The organism is Ilumatobacter fluminis, assembly GCF_004364865.1.
GTDB classification, from domain to species: domain Bacteria; phylum Actinomycetota; class Acidimicrobiia; order Acidimicrobiales; family Ilumatobacteraceae; genus Ilumatobacter; species Ilumatobacter fluminis.
In genome coordinates this window covers 3,175,933-3,193,131 of record NZ_SOAU01000001.1, presented here as the reverse complement: position 1 = coordinate 3,193,131, position 17,199 = coordinate 3,175,933, and the positions used below count along the sequence as shown (strand labels likewise).

Sequence of the window (17,199 nt, the reverse complement as noted above, 5' to 3'; positions counted from 1 at the left end):
GACGGCGGCACTGGCCGTCAGAGCCCGTCGGGAGTAGCCCCTCATGAACGACATCGCGTTCTTGCTCAGCAATCAGTATCAGGCCCATCACTACGCGCCCATCGCTCGGCACCTCGGTGATGTCACCGTGATCGTCGACCGACGTGAGCAGGATTTCGGTGTCGATGACCAGTTCCTCGCCGGACACTTTCCAGGTGCGGCCGTGACCTGGGTCGACCATCGCGACTTGGCATTGCTCGACGGAAGGTTTCGGCTCATCGTGTGCCAGACGCCGGTCTTGCCTCAGCGGCTGCTCCGGCGAACACTCGTGGTGGCCCAGCAGTACAGCGTCGCCAAGGAGGCATACCAGTTCGGTGCGTGGCGATCGTTGCCGGACCTGAACCTGCTCTACGGGCCGGCATCCGAATCGCTGGTCTCCGGGTTCGCAGTGACGCGCACCTGTGGCAACCCGGCGCTCGACGCCGTGTTCGGAAAGGATGGCGATCGACCGAGAAGACCGGCCTCGAAACCGATCCGGGCCTTGTACATGCCCACGTACGGTGATCTGTCGTCGATCGACTCGGTGCTCCCCGGCTTCCGTGAGTTCGAGGGGAGCGTCACGATCAAGCTGCATCACGCCGACCGTGGACGGTTGGGTCGCGGCGATGTTCCCGACGGCTGCGAGATCGTCGGAGCCGAGGCCTCGGTCGCAGACTTGTTCGAGTCGCACGACTTCGTGCTGAGCGACGTCTCGGGGGCGGCATTCGATGCGGCGTGTGCCGGCCTCCCGCTGGTCGTGGTCGACCGACCGTCGGTAGCCCGCGATCGTCACCGGCAACTCAGCCCCGCCGAGTGGAGCCAGAGTTCGGTCTCGACTCGGAGCGTCGGCTGGCAGCCTGGTGGTGACCTCGAACGGGCGGCGATCGACGCTGCGGCGATCGCCGCCGACCGTTCGGCGTACGAAACGTGGGTCGGTACGCAGCTCGTGGAGCGCGGTACGGCGGGGGAGGCGTGCGCGCGAGCGATCATCGAACTCCTCGAGCGTGGTCCTGACCGCCACTTCGGCCGCGAGCGAGTCGCGGAGTCGCAGCGTGCGCTGCTCCGTCAGACAACAGAACTCAGCGGGGACCTCCGTCGAACTCGTCGTCGGCTCGCTACCGCCCGTGCCTCGCGCTTCGGGGCGATGGTGCAGCTCCGCGACGGTGCCACCGACGCCGTTCGTCGAGCCGCGGCCCGCTCGCCCCGGATCGAGCGTGCACTTGTCGAGACGAGCCATCGCCTCGGAAAGGCGGCCCAGGTCGGTGTCGCCGCTCGCTCATCGGTTGTTTCGGTCAGAGAACCGCCGTCGACGTGGCGCGGCACGTTGGTCGACGAGCTCTCGAGATCGGTACCTGGGCTGCTGGTCGCGCCGGCTCGCGGCAAGCTCTCGGTCGGTGTCGAGCAGTCTCGCCGGCTGGAGTTGCTCGAAGGGCTGCGCTCGACGGGACCCAGGTTGGGCGGATTCATGATCTGCTGCCGACTCGATGACACACTCGTCGTGATCGGCGACGTCGGTGCGCTCGACGCCGACGTCCTGAGACGAGCCACTGCGATTCGAGTCGGACCGGCGGGCAGCGAGGCACCCGAGTCCTCCCTCGAGATCGAGTTGCTGGCGCCGTCTGCGTCGGGTTTGGTGGCGATCGACCCTCGGGCAAGTCGGGCCGATTGGGGCGCCCTTGGCGATGTCGGTGCCGGGTCCGACGTTCGAGGCGGCACTCTCTGGCCGGGCCACCGAGCATCAGTTGTCGACGTGGCGTATCTCCTGCCCGGGTCGGTCGACCGGTCACCGTCGAGCCGGCTGCATGCCGACTGCCGTCTTCGCTACAGCATGCGGTCGCTGGCACTCCTTGCGCCATTCGTGCGGAACGTCTACCTCGTGACAGCAGAGCCGCGGCCGTCGTGGGCGTCGGACGAGTCAGCGCTGATCGTCGTCGGCCCGCGCGAACTCGTTCCGGAAGGTGCTCTGGCATCTCCCGATCCCCGCCTCATCGGATCAGCCGTCCGCCGGATACCCGGGTTGTCGGAACACTTCATCCTGGTCACACACCACACATACTTCGGTCGTGAAACGTTCGTCGATGACTTCTTCGGCGTCGGCGGGCTACCGAAGCTCCGTTTGACCGCAGACCGCCGTTTCGGAGCCTGCCTGACATCGTCTTCACCTGGTGCGCACGACGGAGTCGTGCGCTTCGCTGGCGAGCGCTGGGGGCGTGGCCCCGACCGTCCGCTCGCACGCGTCGCTCAGCCGATGACTCGATCGATTCTCGAAGAGATGGACGACCGCTATCCAGGCGAGCCATCCGCACTCCGACTCGACGCTGCTCCGTACTGGGCACTCGCACACGCCCGTGCGGTCGAACGAACCGAGTGCGATGAGTTCTTCGTCGATGTCGGGCGGGCGGCCGACCTGGACCGTCTCCAAGCGACCGTGTCGGGAAGACCTTCGATGTTCGGCATCGGGGAGACCGATCGTGACGAGGTGGGCCGCGATATCGCCGACGACCGCGTCGGTCGCGTCCTGGAGGCGATGTATCCCGTCCCGACCGTTCTCGACGGAGCGTGACAGCGGAGCCGATGGCGGCAACCGACGGGATAACCTGTCGCGTTCGAACCCCGAGGAGAACATCGAATGTCCGAACGCGCTCGCGTGTACGTCGGTATGAGCGCCGACTTGGTACACCCCGGCCACATCAACGTCCTGCAACAGGCGGCCGAACTCGGTGACGTCACCGTCGGCCTCCTGACCGACCAGGCGATCGCCAGCTACAAGCGATTGCCGCACATGACTTTCGAGCAGCGCAAGACCGTGATCGAGAATCTGAAGGCGGTGTCTTCGGTCGTTGCACAAGACACGCTCGACTATGTGCCCAACCTCGAAAAGATCCGTCCGGACATCGTCGTGCACGGCGACGACTGGCGAACCGGTGTGCAGCAGCAGACCCGGCAGCGTGTGATCGACACGCTGTCGGGCTGGGGCGGGCGACTCGTCGAGGTTCCCTACACCGAGGGAATCTCGTCGACCCAGCTGAACACCTCGTTGAAGCAGATCGGGACGACCCCGAACGTACGTCTGAGTCGACTCGGCCGGCTCCTGGCCAATAAGCCGATCGTGCGCGTCATGGAGGCACACAGTGGTCTGTCGAGCCTCGTCGTGGAGAGCACGGTGGTCGAACGGGGTGGCCGCAAGGTTGAGTTCGATGCCATGTGGTCGAGTTCGCTCACCGACTCGACCTCTCGGGGGAAGCCTGACATCGAGGCGGTCGACATCAGTTCTCGTCTGCAGATGGTGAACGAGATCTTCGAGGTCACGACCAAACCCCTCATCTTCGACGGCGACACCGGTGGGAAGCCCGAGCACTTCCCCTTCACGGTCCGGTCGCTCGAACGGCTGGGTGTGTCGGCCGTCATCATCGAGGACAAGGAGGGCCTGAAGCGGAACTCTCTCTTCGGGACGGACGTCTCACAAACACAGTCCTCGATCGACGACTTCAGCGCTCGAATCCAGATCGGCAAGCAGGCTCAGATCACGGACGACTTCATGGTGATCGCCCGTATCGAGAGCCTGATTCTCGAGGCCGGTATGCAGGACGCCGTCGAACGTGCCGAGGCGTACATCGATGCAGGCGCCGACGCCATCATGATCCACAGTCGGCAGAAGTCACCCGACGAGGTGCTGGAGTTCTGCGATCACGCCAGCCGCTTCTCGAAGCAAGTGCCGATCGTGGCTGTCCCGACCTCGTACAACGAGATCACCGAAGAGCGGCTTGCGGACGCAGGAGTTCGTGTCGTCATCTACGCGAATCACATGCTTCGAGCGTCCTACCCCCAGATGCAGCGTGTCGCCCAGACGATCCTCGAGCACGGACGATCCTTCGAGGCCGAGTCCATGCTCGCGTCGATCGCCGACGTCCTCCAGATCGTTCCGGAGAACATGGGATGATCTCGCCACAACGATTCGTCGAGACCGTCGGAGAAGCGGGCGTCGACCTTTTCGTCGGTGTGCCGGACAGCCTGCTGAAGGCCTTCAGTCAGCACGTGATGGCCGAGTTGCCTCGCGAGTCACACCTCATCACCGCCAACGAAGGGGCTGCGGTCGGTGTCGCGATGGGCCACTTCCTGGCGTCTGGCCGACCGGCGCTGGTCTACCTGCAGAACTCCGGTGTCGGCAACGCTGTCAACCCGCTCTTGTCGCTCGCTGATCCGGAGGTGTACGGCGTCCCGATGGTGGTCCTCGTCGGGTGGCGTGGACAACCGGGCGTCAAGGACGAACCCCAGCACGTCAAACAAGGGCGTGTCATGGTTCCGATGCTGGAGGCAATGGAAGTCCCGCACACGGTCCTTCCGAGCGACCCCGCCGAGGCCGAGTCCGTCGTCAAATCGGCCGTGTCCACGGCGCTCGAACGCCGGTCGCCCTTCGTTCTGCTGGTCGAGAAGGGAACATTCGAGCCGGCCGGGGGCACCCTCGATTTCGGGCTCGAGGGAGCGGAGCGACTCCCGACTCGGGAGGACGCCTTGGGTGCCGTCGTCGCCCACGTTCCTGTTGGCGCAGCGATCGTGTCGACGACCGGAATGCTCAGCCGAGAGTTGTTCGAGCTCCGCGTCGCCGCTGGAGAGCGTGGCGACCAGGACTTCCTCACCGTGGGCGGGATGGGGCACGCATCGGCCATCGCACTCGGACTCGCCCACCAGCGCGACGGTGACGTCTGGTGCCTCGACGGAGACGGGGCTCTCTTGATGCATACGGGGACGCTGGCGACGATCGGAGACATCGCGCCGACCAACTACCGGCACGTCGTGTTCAACAACGGTGTGCACGACAGCGTCGGCGGCCAGCCGACGTCGATCGGATCGGTCGACATCCCAGCGCTTGCCGCAGCAGTCGGATATCGGTGGGCGGCAACGGTCGACGATGTCGAACGTGTCGGAGAATCGATCAGCGAGATGCTGGCCGTTGAAGGACCGACATTGTTGGAGGTGCAGGTGCGTCCCGGAGCTCGTGGCGATCTGGGTCGGCCGACTCGAACGCCGCGCGAGAGTCTCGACCTGTTCGTCGCTGCACTGCGGAACTGATGGCGTCGACCGCCCATTACTACGGACAGCGGGCGCTGAACGCGCTGGTCGACCGTGCTCGGGACGAACGCTTTTCGCGTGTCTTGCTGGTGACGGGTCGCTCGTCGTATGAACGATGCGGCGCCGCTGCTCGGTTGGCCGAGCTCGAGATGTTCGCATCGGTCCGCCGGTGGTCGGACTTCGATCCCAACCCATCGGTCGACGACTTGCGCCGCGGCCTGGCGATTCTCCGAGATCACGACCCCGAATTGATTGTCGGGGTCGGCGGTGGCAGCCCGATGGACATGGCGAAGTTGCTGTGCGCGTTCGACGGCGTTGGGGAACGCGCTGTCGAATCCGCCATTGTCGCCGGCAGTCCGGTCGAGTTCAGCTCTCGAACGCTGTTCCTGGTGCCGACGACGTCGGGATCGGGCAGCGAAGCGACCCACTTCGCGGTGGTCTACATCGGGAGCGACAAGTACTCGGTAGCCGGGGATGGTCTCCGCCCAGCTGCTGTTGCGCTCGACCCGGGGCTGACCCTGAGCGGAAGTGCTCACCAACGTGCCACGTCGGGAGTGGACGCGATCTGCCAAGCAACGGAGAGCTTGTGGGCAGTGGGCGCAACCGACCGGAGTCGCCGCTCGGCACGCCACGCGCTCGGCCTGCTGCTCCCGGCGATCGAACCATTCGTGGACGATCCGACGCCGCAGACGGCACGATGCATGGCGCTCGGAAGTCATCTGGCCGGGCGTGCCATCGACGTCTCCAAGACGACCGCGGCGCACGCGCTGTCGTACGGCATCACCAAGCGGTACGGCATCGACCACGGGAACGCCGTCGCGTTGACGCTCGGGCAGTTCGTCTCGGATCACGCTGTGCTCGTCGACCGGCTCCAGCCCGGCCTCGACAGGGCCAGCCACGAGCGAGCAATGGCTCAGATCGTCGACGCATATGGTCGGGCCCTCGGCACGAGTGACGCGGCATCGGTCGGACGAGAGATCAACCAGTTACTCGGACGGCTCGGGCTGACATCGACCCTCATGGAGGCCGGCGTCCGGTCCGAGTCGGAGCTGACCGAGCTGGCCGCGACGGTGAACGTCGAACGCCTGGGTAACAATCCTGTGGTCTATTCGACCGACGAGCTGGTCGGCGTTCTGGCCCGCAGCCTCGGTCGTTGAGCGGTACTCGCCCGCCAACCGCAGAGAGCTGCCATCAGCTGCGCCGACGAGTCAGGCGCCGGACGGATGCGCTGAGGGCGCCCGTGTACGCGGCCCACGACCTCGGCCTCCAGAACTGGAGCAAGTCGAGGCGTCGTCGCAGTGACGCCCGCTCGGCAGTGGTCTCCTGGAGGCGAGCCTGGACGGCCTGGAGGCGATCGAGCGCTTGGGTGAGCTGCGCCTTCGTGTCGTCCAGCGAGTGCTGCGTCTCTTCCGCCAGTGCCTGCGTTCTCGTCAACTGGGCGCGCGTGTCTGTCAACGTGTCCTCGAGCCTGTTGATTCGTTCGGTCTTGCGACCGAGCCGCTCGCGAGCCGCTTGCAGACGTTCGACGTTCCGCTTGGCTTCGACCACGCGCCGATGCTGCTCCCGCGCCCGCTCTTCGGTTCGTGTCTGGTGAGCTGCCCGTTCGGCGCGCAGTCGGTCGAGTACCGCCCGTCGGTGGTCTGCGTCGAAGAACTGCTCGTCGCGGGGTTCTTCTGCTCGGAGCGAACGCAAGTCAGGGTTCTCACCGTAGCGCTCCAACAGTGAACGGAACTGGGGCACCGCGCGCTTTTCGAGCTCTGCGATATCAGCATCCGACAGAAGGCGGCCTTGGTGGCCGTCGGCGTTGTCCAGCGCCCGAGCCGCACGGTCACCGGTCGGAACGCCCGAGAGCCGCAGCCGGTTCGCAAGAAGTTTGGCAAGCGTGTACTCGTTCGATGGCCCCGGGTTGCTCTGCGCGCTCGGTTCGAGTTCCGGGGTGGGACCCGGGACGAGATCGAAGAGTGCCTCGATGATGCCGCTCGGCTGAGCCAAGCCATCGTAGGACCGGATGTACAGCCGTTCGGCGCCGAACTCGGCTGCCCATTCGTCCGCTCGATCCACGACGTCGAGAAATGGCCACTGCCAGTCGAGGAATCGATCGATATCGCGAGTGTCGTTCAGCAGGCGTACCCACTCGCGGTACTTCGACTCGATGTAGTCGACCGGGTGCCGGAGAACCAGCATCAGCGTCGGGTCGAACTCCTCGAACGCACTCCGGAGATCCGCAGCGTCGGTATCGGGAGTGAAGAAGCCTTCGTACGACACGATCACGGTGTGGAAGTCGCCCGCCGCGATCTCGTCACGGAGCGATCGCATCGCGAAACACTCGGGTCCCTCCTGAGCCAGACTCCGACGCAGCCCGAGGTGGCGATAACCCGCTTGAGGTGAGTCGAGATGCAGCCCAGCGTCTGGGTACAGGATCCCCACGTCGGCCAGCCGGTCGCGGTTCGAGTGCAGGGTGTTCTGAAGGTAAGAACTCCCGGTCTTGTGCATTCCTACGTGCAGTATCGCCCTGGTCGTCATGTTCGCAGCTCCACCTGTGTCATCCGGTCGGCCGCATCGGTCGATCGAACCGGCTGGCCGGTAGATCGGCGCGCCTGGATCGTAGCCGTGCGGCCCGGACGCGACGGTACGGATCGAACGGCTTGCGATCGTGCACCGCGCCGAGTCGCTCCGGACGGCGCTCGACGACGTCTCCCCGGCGAACCCGTGGCGTACCGGTTGAGTCGGGTGACCAGCTGGTACCCTCCGCTGGGACCCAACCCTCCGAAGCGCTGGCGGTACCTCGACTGGTACGTCGGCGGCGCCAGACCACGAGATGCCGGAAGCGGGCGGCGGATCTCGACTCGTCGAAGCGAATGTCAAGTGAGTGAACATGCACCCTGAACACAGCGACACACCGGCCGTGTCGGTGATCGTGGCGGCGTACAACGTCGAGTCGTACATCCAGCAATGCCTCGTCTCCTTGAAGGAGCAGACGCTGCAGTCGATCGAGATCATCGTCGTCGACGACGGCTCGACCGACTCGACCCCTGACCTGATCGCCGAGCTCGCAGGTGGCGACGGCCATCCGATCTCCTGCATCCGCCGCGAGAACGGTGGTCTGTCCGCCGCCCGGAACACGGGTATGGCGGCGGCATCGGGCAGATATGTCGGGTTCGTCGATGCTGACGACTGGGTCGTTCCGGAGATGTTCGAAAAGCTGTACGCGCGGGCTCTCGAGACATCGAGCGAAGTCGTGGTCTGCGCAGCAATCAAACGATCCGGGAACAAGAAGCGCGGTCGAGTCCGGTTGCGGATCCCTGTCGAGGAGTTCGGCGTGTCGGTGTCCGAGAACCCCGAGATCCTCTGGGGCTCGCACAGCTACGCCTGGAACAAGATCTACGCTCGTCCTCTCCTCGAACGCGAGTCGTTCGAATTCCCGCCCGGCAAGCTCTTCGAAGACAGCTCGGCCGTGTACGGCCTCATCGCACGGGCCAACCGTGTCGAGGCGGTCGACGAGGGGCTCTACCAGTATCGCGTCGGACGCCCCGATGCGATCACCCGGCGCGCCGATCCGAGAATCTACGATATTTTCGACTCGTGTGAGTCGTTCCGGGTGTCGTTGAGCAGCATCGAAAGCGTCGCCGAGTCGGACGTGATGGAGCGCCTGGCGCGTACGCACTTGTTGGCTCGGTTGCCGGTCATGCGGACGTCGAAGAGTCCGCTTCGGTCGGCGCGCTTCACACGAGACGTATTCGCGTATCTCGACGAGCACTATCCGGGTTGGGGGTCGCGGTACGACCGCGGTCGACAGTCGCGGCGCCGCTACTGGGCTCGGCGGAGTTCCGGCATCGCCGTTGCCGTCTCGTTCGCTCGGCCGGTCCAACGGGTCATTCGCAGCGGATACCGCAGATTGACGTCGCCGATTCGACGGCGATCCGACTCGATGCGCGCCGACCTTCGCACCGCCGCAGCGCTGCGGCGGGTCGATCGGGCTCTCCGAGCTGCATCGATCCCGTACACACTGGATCTCTCCTCGCTCGAGCAGGCGAACGAGCACCAGCGTCTCAGCGGCCGCCTCGAGATCGCAGTGCTGCCGGGCGAGTACGAGCTCGGCGATGTGTCGATCGCTCTTCGTCAACAGCGTTTCCGGCTCATTCGCAGCTATGTCCACGACGACCGGTGCTTCGCTCAGAGGTGGCGGGTCCGCCGACGCTTCCTCGGCGCCACGCTGGTCGAGGTGCGATACCTCGCGACCGAGCCCGACGGCTCGACGAAGACTCGGTTCTTCTTTCGGGACAGCGGTGGCAATGATGGTGTCGCAGCGAACGAGGGAGCGGTCGCCGAGTTGCACTCGGTCGCGCCACGGCCTGTCGTCGACCGTCGAGTCGCGCTCGCCGGCCCGGTTCGGGCGGTTGAGCCGAGTGATCCTTTCGCTGCGACGCGAACGGCTCCTGACTTCGCACGCCCGCGCGACTTCGAGCAGCTGGCAACCACACTGCCCGATGTCGTCATCGCGGACGAACCAGGTTGCTTCTACGATGGGATGCCGCCGATCGATCCGTCGCTCGCTGATCGGGCGCGCGTTGAGCAGATGTCGATCTTGCGGCGGCTCCTGGAGTTCTGCGAGTCGGAGGGTCTGCAGCCGATGCTGGGCGATGGGAGCCTGCTCGGAGCCGTGCGCCACGGGGGCTATATCCCGTGGGACGACGATATCGATCTCTGGATGACGCGTCCGGACTTCGAGCGGCTCGTCACGAGCCAGATGCCCGACGGCCTTGCTGTGCTGCACCACACGACGAACCGTCGTTTCCATCTTCCGTTTGCGAAGGTAGTTCATCTCGATTCGGTGTTCGAGTGGAGTTTCCCGGCCGATCTCGATCCTGCTGGTGCGAACGTCGACATCTTCCCGCTCGATTCGTCCGCATCGCCGGAGTATCTGCAGGAACGCCTTCGCGCCCGCGCCGTTCGGTTCCTCAGGCAGGTGCTCCGGGCCAAGTACCGATTCCCCGAGGCGAATCGTCGTCTGAGCCGCATACTCATCGGTCGGCTCCTGCCGGGCTACTGCTGGCACCGAATACTGAACGCAGTCGTCACGGCGCGCCTGCCGCGACGGCCGACGAACGTGACGTCATGGTTCTCCGCCTACCCCCCGAGGCGCGCGTCGTATCCGGTCGCTTGGATGCTGCCGCCGACGACGCTGCAGTTCGAGAGCGTCGAGGTTGCGGCGCCGCGTGACCCGCGACGGGTGTTGACGAGAACGTACAACGACTACGAGGGGTTGCCGCCGGCGGCAAAACGGACCACCGCAAACCACTTCCTGAAGATTCGAGGAGATCGACGATGAACGGACTCAAGCGGTATGCCCGAGGAGCGCGAGCGCTCGTGAGCGATCCGCGGACCGGTCTCGAAGTGGTTCGACCCAAGCGCTACATCTTCATCCAGAGCCACATGCGCAGCTACTCGAGCCTGCTGTGTCACATCCTCAACTCCAATCCTGAGGTCGCTGGATACGTCGAGACCCATCGCAGCTACAAAGGCACGAGCGACCTCTGGCGGTTGAAGCAAACCGTGTTCGATACAGCAGCAGCTGAAACCGGCGGTCGATACGTTCTCGACAAAGTGCTGCATAATCGGTCGACGATCGATCCGGTCCTGCTCCGTCGCGACAACGTGTACGTCGTCTTCAGTCTGCGCGAGCCGGTTCGAACGGTGCAGAGCACCGTCGCAATGGCTCGGTCGCTCGATCCTGACGACTGGAAAGTCGATCCGCTTCGCGTCGTGCGCTACTACATCAAGCGGGTCGACCATCTTCGTCGTCTCGCGCTCCTCGAGTACAGCCATGCCACGTACATCGATGCTCAGGACCTCATCGACGACACACCCCGTGTCCTGTCCGAGCTCACTGCATTCCTCGACCTGTCCGAACCCCTGAGAGAGGAATACCAGACGTCGAAGCTCACTGGCGTGCCGACGTACGGCGACCCGAGCGAGTACATCAAGTCGGGCAATATCGTTCGGACCCGACAGGACTACTCCGACATCGAGGTGCCCGCCGCCGAACTCGCTGAAGCGGTCGAAGCCTATGAGCGGGCGGTCGAGGTCCTGAGCGAACTGCGCTCCGGTCCGCTCGATCCTGCGAGTTGAGTGGAGCGAGAGGGACGGCGCCTCTTGTTCGGGATGGACGGACGGGAGCGAGTCCCGACCCGGCGCAACGAGATCCGACCGGCCCGGGACCGGTACCGGTACCATCCGCTGGGTGCACGAGAGCTTGGCGAGGGCGGCCGGTTTGGTCGATCGATATCGAGTCGACCGTCGCCTCCCGCCTTCGACGCGTGAGCTGTACCAGACGACGCTGCGATTGAGGCAGCGAGACGCGGTCGAGCGTCGGACGGCGTCAGCCCGTCCTGCTCTCGGAACCGGTCGAGGGCCGGTCGCACGATTGGGCGGCCGGAGAATCGTGACCGATGGAATGCTGGACACCTCGATCCGCGAGCTCGCCTTTGCGACGGCGCTGGATGTGGTCGGAGTCTTCCAGAGCGCAGGGCTCGAGCCGTTCGTCGTCGACTTGTCCGAGGGCCGTGTCGTGCTCGGGTTGCTGGCTGACGACCGACCTGCGGCACTGCGAGCACTGGCGGCGAACGCGCCGGGTTTGCTCGTCGAGTGGACCGATCGAGGTCGGACGGGGCTGGATGCAGCGATGCGAGCGACCCGACGAGTCGCAGTTGCTCGCCGATGGTGCATCTTTCGCCCGCTTGCCGTCGGTGAGCGATCGACGGGGCCCGAATCAGGGGTCGTCGTGACCTTCTGGGCGCTCGGACCCTCCGGCCACCACGAGCTGGTCGGAACACGTGGCCACGAGCGTTTCGACGAACGCAGCGCTCGAACAACCGAAGAGCTGGACGGTTGCGAGTTTCCCGGGCTTGTGGCCTTCCCCGTCGCATCTGACCTGCGTCGCCTCCACGAGCCCGTCGATCTCGTCTATACGTGGGTCGACGGTGCCGACCCCGAATGGCGTGCTGCCTTTCGTCGGACTGCTCGAGAGTGCGGACGTGAGCGGAGCGATCCCGCGCTCGATCCGGCTCGCTACCGGTCGCGCGACGAGCTCAAGTATTCGCTCCGGTCCGTCTGGATGAACTGTGGGTGGGTTCGCCAGGTCTATGTCGTAACCGCCGGCCAGCGCCCGGACTGGCTCGCCGACCACGAGAAGGTCACCGTCGTCGATCATCGAGCGATCATGCCCGAGACGGCCCTGCCCACCTTCAACTCCCACGCGATCGAGGCCTCGCTGCACCACATCCCGGGTCTGAGCGAGCACTTCGTCTACCTCAACGACGACATGTTCGTCACGAGGCCCACGACCGCCGAGACGTTCTTCCACCCGAACGGGCTGGCTCGCGTGTTCATGAGCGGGGCACGCGTCCCTGGCCACGAGGACGAGGGAATGCAGGCGGTCGACACCGCAGCACGACGAGGTCGGGAGCTGCTCCGAGCGAGGTTCGGGCGCGTCGTTGCCGACAAGCAGCTGCACAGTCCGTACCCGCTTCGTCGTTCGGCCATGGCGGAGATGGACGAGGAGTTCTCCGAAGCCATCGAGCGGACACGACACAGCCGGTTCAGATCGTCGACCGATGTGAGCACGGCGTCGTCGTTCGCGCAGCACTACGCCATTGCAACGCAGCGAGCAACCTTCGACGAGATCGCAAGTGAGTATGTGCACGTCGAGTCGAAACGGCTCGGTTGGCACCTGGACCGCATCCGACTCGGCGACGACATCGTCACGTGCTGCGTCAACGAGACCGCTGACGACGGAGCCGACTCGGTCGAGCGCGAACGTCGTCTCGCCGAGTTCTTCGAGGCGATGTTCCCCGTTCCGGCGCCCTGGGAGCGTTGACCGATGGCATCTTCCCGCGCGCTCTCGGGACGTGGCCTGCGGACGTACGCGGACCTGCGGCGCCGACTTGCCCGCGGCGGTTCGGCGCGTGATGCGCACCGTGTGTTCTCGGTCGCTCCGGACCATCCCGACTGGCCGACGCGGTCGTTCGAAGAGTTCGATGACTACCGATCGAGCATCCCGCCTGCAGCGCACGAGGTATCGGTCGTGTGCGTCACACACCGTCCCTCCATGATCACCGCCGTGGCCGACAACGTTGCTCGGCAATGCGGCATCGACGTCGAGCTCGTCGTGGTGACCAACGCCGATGGTTTCGATCCCGCGGCTGTGGAGTCGGCGACGGCGACGCTCGAACGTTGCACCGTGCTGTCGGAGCCGGGCGCGACCTCGCTCGGTGCGTGCCTGAACCGCGGTATGGCCGCATGCTCGAACCGATTCGTGGCCAAGATGGACGACGACGACTACTACACCGAGCACTACCTGGTCGATTCGCTCCGGGCGCACTCGTACGCCGGTGCCGCGGTGGTCGGCAAGCACTCGTATTATGCAGACGTCGCAGCCACGGGGGCGCGCTACCTTCGTTTCCCCGGCAACGAGTTCCGCTACTCGGGGACGCTCGCCGGTGGGACGCTCGTCGTCGATCGCGATCGAACGGGTGACCTCACCTTCGAGGACCGTTCGCTCGGAGAGGATCGTGCGTTCCTGCGGGCGTGCCACCGCCGTGGCCTGTCAACATTTGCGGCCGATCGGTTCGGTTTCGTTCAGCACCGCGGCGGCGACAACACGTGGCACCTTCCTGTCGACCACTTCCTCGTGGGGGCGGTGGAGGTCGCGCTGACGGCGGCCGAGCATGCCGTCGACGGACCGGGCTGATTGACTGACCACAGTGTCGTACCGAGTTCCGCTGCCTCCCGGCGGTCGCTGTTCCACACTCGATCTGATCGAGCCCCACTCGACAGCCGTTCAGCGGTACATCCGACGACACGGCCTCGGCAACTACGAGCCCTCGACGGTCGCGGCCGTCCTTGCGCTCGTGGAGCGTCACGACCCCGGTTTCGTGTTCTTCGACATCGGCGCCAACATGGGCCTCTACGGCTCGCTCGCAGCGAGCATGTTTGCACCTGCCGCCGTGCACTGTTTCGAGCCGACACCGCTGACCGCCGAGGTGGCGAGCGAGATTGCGCTGCGGAACCGGTTACCGGTCGAAGTGCATCAGACCGCGCTCTCCGACCACGACGGTGAAGCCGAGCTGTTCCTTTCGCCCGTGTCGGATGCTTCGAACTCACTGGTGGCCGGGTTTCGCGACACCGACCGATCGGTCACGGTCCCGACCCTCAGGATGGACTCGTTCGTGGAGGAACAGGGCATCGTCCCCCACCTCATGAAGCTCGACGTGGAGACTCACGAGCGAGCCGTCCTCGACGGAGCACGGGCGACGATCGAGCGTGCCCGTCCGTCTGTCGTCATCGAGGTACTGCGACGAAAGGGTCGGGACCACGGCGTCGAGATCCAGGAGTTCTTCGACGGTCTCGGCTACTCGTACTACGAGCTGTCGGCCGACCCCACATGGGAAGCCCGGAGCGACATCCGAGGCAGCGGCACGACCGATCGCGATTGGCTGCTCGCCCCGAGCCCACTCGACCGCGACTTTGCCGACCGTTGGTCCCACTGGTCCCGGGAACTCAAACGGTGCGATTCGTCGACGAATCCAAGGCCGCCGGTGGTCGCGAGCGTGCGAGCGGCGCAGCGACGGGGCGGTTGGAGCGAGGTCGCCGCGACCGCCGCCCGCTACCTCCGTAGCGTCCGTCGCAACGACTGATGCGCAGCACCGGCGCCCCACGCGAGATGAGACACCGCAGCGACACCGGCGACGAAGGGCGAGCGGGCGACCGCCAGGACCGCGGCGGCGTATCCGCCGATCGGTAACCAGTATCTCCGCCGGCCGAACCCGGCAAGGGCCGATGCGACCAGAACGACCGGCAGGAGCGCCGGAGCGAGCTGTCTGACGCGAAGCGACTCGGGGTGTCGGCGGAGCACTTCGGCTTTCCAGTAGCCGTACTCGTAGTACTGCTTGGCGAGGGCTCGCCACGTGCGGCGCGGTCGATAGCCGACGGAGAGCTCCGGGTCGAACCACACGGTTCCGCCCTGCTGTCGGAGGCGGATGTTGAGTTCGTAATCCTGGTTGCGGATCAGGTCGGGTGCGAACCAGCCGGCGGCGTCGCCCGCCGCCCGGTCGAAGACACCCAGGTAGACCGTGTCGACGGGGCCTTCGTCGCCGCCGACCCGGTAGCTGGCACCGCCGGTGCCGAGCCACGACGTGGTCGCTACGGAAACCGCCTCCTCGAACGGCGTCTCGGGCGTCGGCACCTGCATGCCGCCGACGTTGACGGCGCCGGTGCGGATCATCGTCTCGACCGCTCGCCGGATGTATCCGTCGGACAGGGCAGCGTGTCCGTCGACCCGCACGACCACCTCGCCGCTCGTCGCGGCGATCGCCGTGTTGAGCGCAACCGGGGTGACGCCCGCCGGGTTCGGCACCACCAGCACTCGGGATTCGCGCTCGGCCAACTGTGCGGCGACTGACTCGGTGTCGTCGTCGGACGGTCCGACGGCGAGGCACACGTCGAATGGGATGGGGTAGTTCTGAGCGAGTACCGAAGCGACCGCCGTCTCGAGGTGCTCGGCTTCGTTCCGGATCGGCATGATCACCGACACCGACGGCCATCCGTCTCGCTCGACGTCGTGGCCGAAGCACGCTGCGGTCAGGGCCATGTCAGACGCGACGAGTGACGACGACCAGGATCGTGCGCAGCAGGATCTGCACGTCGAGGATCAGCGACCAGTTGACGATGTACTGCAGGTCGTAGCCGAGCTTGTACGCAGGATCGGTCTCGTAGCGGCCGTTGATCTGGGCGAACCCCGTGATGCCGGGCGGCAACTCGTGACGTCGGGCGTAACCGGCGACGTCGTTCTCGAACTCGGCGATCATCTCGGGACGCTCGGGGCGCGGACCGACGAGCGACATCTCGCCCTTGAGCACGTTCCAGAGCTGAGGCAGTTCGTCCATTCGGGTGCCCCGCATCCATCCGAGTCCCTTGACGACACGCCCGTCTTCCTTGCCCGAGAGTTGCGGGCCTGCCTGCTCGGCGTCGTGCACCATCGTGCGGAACTTGACGACCTCGAAGCGGCGTCCGCGCCAGCCGACACGCGTCTGGCGGTACAGGACCGGCGACCCGGCGCGTACGCGTACCCACAGCGCGAACGCGGCGAGCGCGATGAGCGCGAACGGCGCCAGCAACACCACGACGATCACGTCGAACAGCCGCTTGAGGCGCAGCTGGTGCGCCGCCATGGCGTGGGTGCGCATGCGCGTGAACGGCATACCGGCGATCTCGCGTACCGACTGCAACCCGAGCAAGGTCTCGCGGGCGGAGACTCGCTGGTGCACGCCGACGCCCTCACGGTCGAGCGCGGTGAGCGGTTCGGGGAACGCAGCGGCGAATGCCGACAGATCGAGCAGCAACACGTCGGTGGCGCCCGTCGTGTTCACCACGTCGAACAGCTCGGTGGCGTGTTCGACCTGGCCGACCACTTCGGCGTCGGCGTCGCCGGCGAAGTGGCGCTGGGCCAGCGCAACCGCCTCACCGTGGCCGACGAGCAGCACTCGAGATGGTCCGCGACGGCGGTTCGCGAAGTGGCGACTCACCGTCCGGTTGGCGCTCAACCACAGCGATGCGACGACGAACAGCACGAACAGGTTGGCGCGCGGCATCAGGTAGCGGTCGGTGAGCACCGCCGCGAGACCGTCGAACGCGATGCCGACCGCCATGGCGACGGCGATGCGGGGGAGCCACGGCCGGTAGCCGAGGCGCGGCTCGCGCTCGTAGAGGCCGGCGAAGTAGTTGACGCCGAGGTGGATGAGCGTGGCGATCGAGAAACCGATCCAGTAGTGGCTGCGCGGGTAGGTGGGCCACGTCCAGCCGAAGCGGGCCAGGTTGATCAGCACCATCGAGCCGAACAGGGCGATCGCGTCGAGCACGAACAGGAACCGGAAACCGCGATCCCACATCCAGCCGAGGGGACGACCGAAGGTGCCGACGGCGCGTTCGAGCATCGGCGGGAACGACAGCTGCGTTCCGTCGGACGACGTGTCGTCGCTGGGCTTGGTCATCTCCCGCATGGCGTCGCCCAAGCCTACGCCGCCCGACGCCCCGGGAGTCCGACACCCCGCACGG

General features: G+C 65.9%; 12 protein-coding genes. 9 read left to right on the top strand and 3 right to left on the bottom strand.

The annotated features are described in order from the left end of the window. Positions 1 to 43: 43 nt before the first annotated feature. The 4 genes from BDK89_RS14415 to BDK89_RS22775 all read left to right on the top strand — a co-directional run bounded on the left by BDK89_RS14415 (position 44) and on the right by BDK89_RS22775 (position 6,245). The gene (locus BDK89_RS14415; RefSeq protein ID WP_133869608.1) at positions 44 to 2,581 is read left to right on the top strand and encodes a hypothetical protein; all 2,538 of its coding nucleotides are present in this window, start codon (positions 44 to 46) and stop codon (positions 2,579 to 2,581) included. A gap of 66 nt (positions 2,582 to 2,647) precedes the next feature. Beyond that, positions 2,648 to 3,958 (top strand): phosphoenolpyruvate mutase, encoded by a 1,311-nt coding sequence (gene aepX / locus BDK89_RS14410; protein ID WP_133869607.1) that lies wholly within the window; start codon positions 2,648 to 2,650, stop codon positions 3,956 to 3,958. Continuing rightward, the gene (aepY, locus tag BDK89_RS14405; RefSeq protein WP_133869606.1) at positions 3,955 to 5,088 is read left to right on the top strand and encodes a phosphonopyruvate decarboxylase; all 1,134 of its coding nucleotides are present in this window, start codon (positions 3,955 to 3,957) and stop codon (positions 5,086 to 5,088) included. Before aepX ends, aepY begins: the two co-directional genes overlap by 4 nt. After that, a complete protein-coding gene (locus tag BDK89_RS22775) occupies positions 5,088 to 6,245 on the top strand; it encodes a phosphonoacetaldehyde reductase (protein ID WP_133869605.1) in 1,158 nt (385 codons plus the stop codon). Before aepY ends, BDK89_RS22775 begins: the two co-directional genes overlap by 1 nt. 34 nt (positions 6,246 to 6,279) lie before the next feature. On the opposite strand, the gene BDK89_RS14395 is transcribed toward BDK89_RS22775, so the two are convergent. Further along, positions 6,280 to 7,611, bottom strand: a complete 1,332-nt coding sequence (locus tag BDK89_RS14395) for a hypothetical protein (protein WP_133869604.1) — start codon at positions 7,609 to 7,611, stop codon at positions 6,280 to 6,282. A gap of 352 nt (positions 7,612 to 7,963) precedes the next feature. Between BDK89_RS14395 and BDK89_RS22590 the strand changes: the two genes are divergently transcribed. The 5 genes from BDK89_RS22590 to BDK89_RS14370 all read left to right on the top strand — a co-directional run bounded on the left by BDK89_RS22590 (position 7,964) and on the right by BDK89_RS14370 (position 14,783). Next, the gene (locus BDK89_RS22590) at positions 7,964 to 10,417 is read left to right on the top strand and encodes a glycosyltransferase (protein WP_133869603.1); all 2,454 of its coding nucleotides are present in this window, start codon (positions 7,964 to 7,966) and stop codon (positions 10,415 to 10,417) included. After that, complete coding sequence (locus BDK89_RS14385; RefSeq protein WP_133869602.1) at positions 10,414 to 11,217, top strand: sulfotransferase family protein; 804 nt, start codon at positions 10,414 to 10,416, stop codon at positions 11,215 to 11,217. The genes BDK89_RS22590 and BDK89_RS14385 overlap by 4 nt, the downstream gene beginning before the upstream one ends. A 325-nt stretch (positions 11,218 to 11,542) precedes the next feature. Continuing rightward, the gene (locus BDK89_RS22685) at positions 11,543 to 12,964 is read left to right on the top strand and encodes a stealth family protein (protein WP_133869601.1); all 1,422 of its coding nucleotides are present in this window, start codon (positions 11,543 to 11,545) and stop codon (positions 12,962 to 12,964) included. A gap of 3 nt (positions 12,965 to 12,967) precedes the next feature. Continuing rightward, positions 12,968 to 13,837 carry a glycosyltransferase family 2 protein gene (locus tag BDK89_RS14375; protein WP_133869600.1) on the top strand — a complete coding sequence of 290 codons (870 nt, stop codon included), beginning with the start codon at positions 12,968 to 12,970 and terminating at the stop codon, positions 13,835 to 13,837. Between the two features lie 13 nt (positions 13,838 to 13,850). Next, positions 13,851 to 14,783 (top strand): FkbM family methyltransferase, encoded by a 933-nt coding sequence (locus BDK89_RS14370; protein WP_133869599.1) that lies wholly within the window; start codon positions 13,851 to 13,853, stop codon positions 14,781 to 14,783. On the opposite strand, the gene BDK89_RS14365 is transcribed toward BDK89_RS14370, so the two are convergent. After that, positions 14,753 to 15,736 carry a glycosyltransferase family 2 protein gene (locus BDK89_RS14365; RefSeq protein WP_133869598.1) on the bottom strand — a complete coding sequence of 328 codons (984 nt, stop codon included), beginning with the start codon at positions 15,734 to 15,736 and terminating at the stop codon, positions 14,753 to 14,755. The genes BDK89_RS14370 and BDK89_RS14365 overlap by 31 nt on opposite strands. Before the next feature lies 1 nt (position 15,737). Next, positions 15,738 to 17,144 carry an exopolysaccharide biosynthesis polyprenyl glycosylphosphotransferase gene (locus tag BDK89_RS14360; RefSeq protein WP_133869597.1) on the bottom strand — a complete coding sequence of 469 codons (1,407 nt, stop codon included), beginning with the start codon at positions 17,142 to 17,144 and terminating at the stop codon, positions 15,738 to 15,740. Between the last annotated feature and the right edge of the window lie 55 nt (positions 17,145 to 17,199).

What these genes read in the sequence shown, in the direction of transcription:
- BDK89_RS14415 (WP_133869608.1), top strand. Translation starts at nt 44, where the DNA reads ATGAACGACATCGCGTTCTTGCTCAGCAATCAGTATCAGGCCCATCAC.
- aepX (WP_133869607.1), top strand. Translation starts at nt 2,648, where the DNA reads ATGTCCGAACGCGCTCGCGTGTACGTCGGTATGAGCGCCGACTTGGTA.
- aepY (WP_133869606.1), top strand. Translation starts at nt 3,955, where the DNA reads ATGATCTCGCCACAACGATTCGTCGAGACCGTCGGAGAAGCGGGCGTC.
- BDK89_RS22775 (WP_133869605.1), top strand. Translation starts at nt 5,088, where the DNA reads ATGGCGTCGACCGCCCATTACTACGGACAGCGGGCGCTGAACGCGCTG.
- BDK89_RS14395 (WP_133869604.1), bottom strand. Translation starts at nt 7,611, where the DNA reads ATGACGACCAGGGCGATACTGCACGTAGGAATGCACAAGACCGGGAGT.
- BDK89_RS22590 (WP_133869603.1), top strand. Translation starts at nt 7,964, where the DNA reads ATGCACCCTGAACACAGCGACACACCGGCCGTGTCGGTGATCGTGGCG.
- BDK89_RS14385 (WP_133869602.1), top strand. Translation starts at nt 10,414, where the DNA reads ATGAACGGACTCAAGCGGTATGCCCGAGGAGCGCGAGCGCTCGTGAGC.
- BDK89_RS22685 (WP_133869601.1), top strand. Translation starts at nt 11,543, where the DNA reads ATGCTGGACACCTCGATCCGCGAGCTCGCCTTTGCGACGGCGCTGGAT.
- BDK89_RS14375 (WP_133869600.1), top strand. Translation starts at nt 12,968, where the DNA reads ATGGCATCTTCCCGCGCGCTCTCGGGACGTGGCCTGCGGACGTACGCG.
- BDK89_RS14365 (WP_133869598.1), bottom strand. Translation starts at nt 15,736, where the DNA reads ATGGCCCTGACCGCAGCGTGCTTCGGCCACGACGTCGAGCGAGACGGA.
- BDK89_RS14360 (WP_133869597.1), bottom strand. Translation starts at nt 17,144, where the DNA reads ATGCGGGAGATGACCAAGCCCAGCGACGACACGTCGTCCGACGGAACG.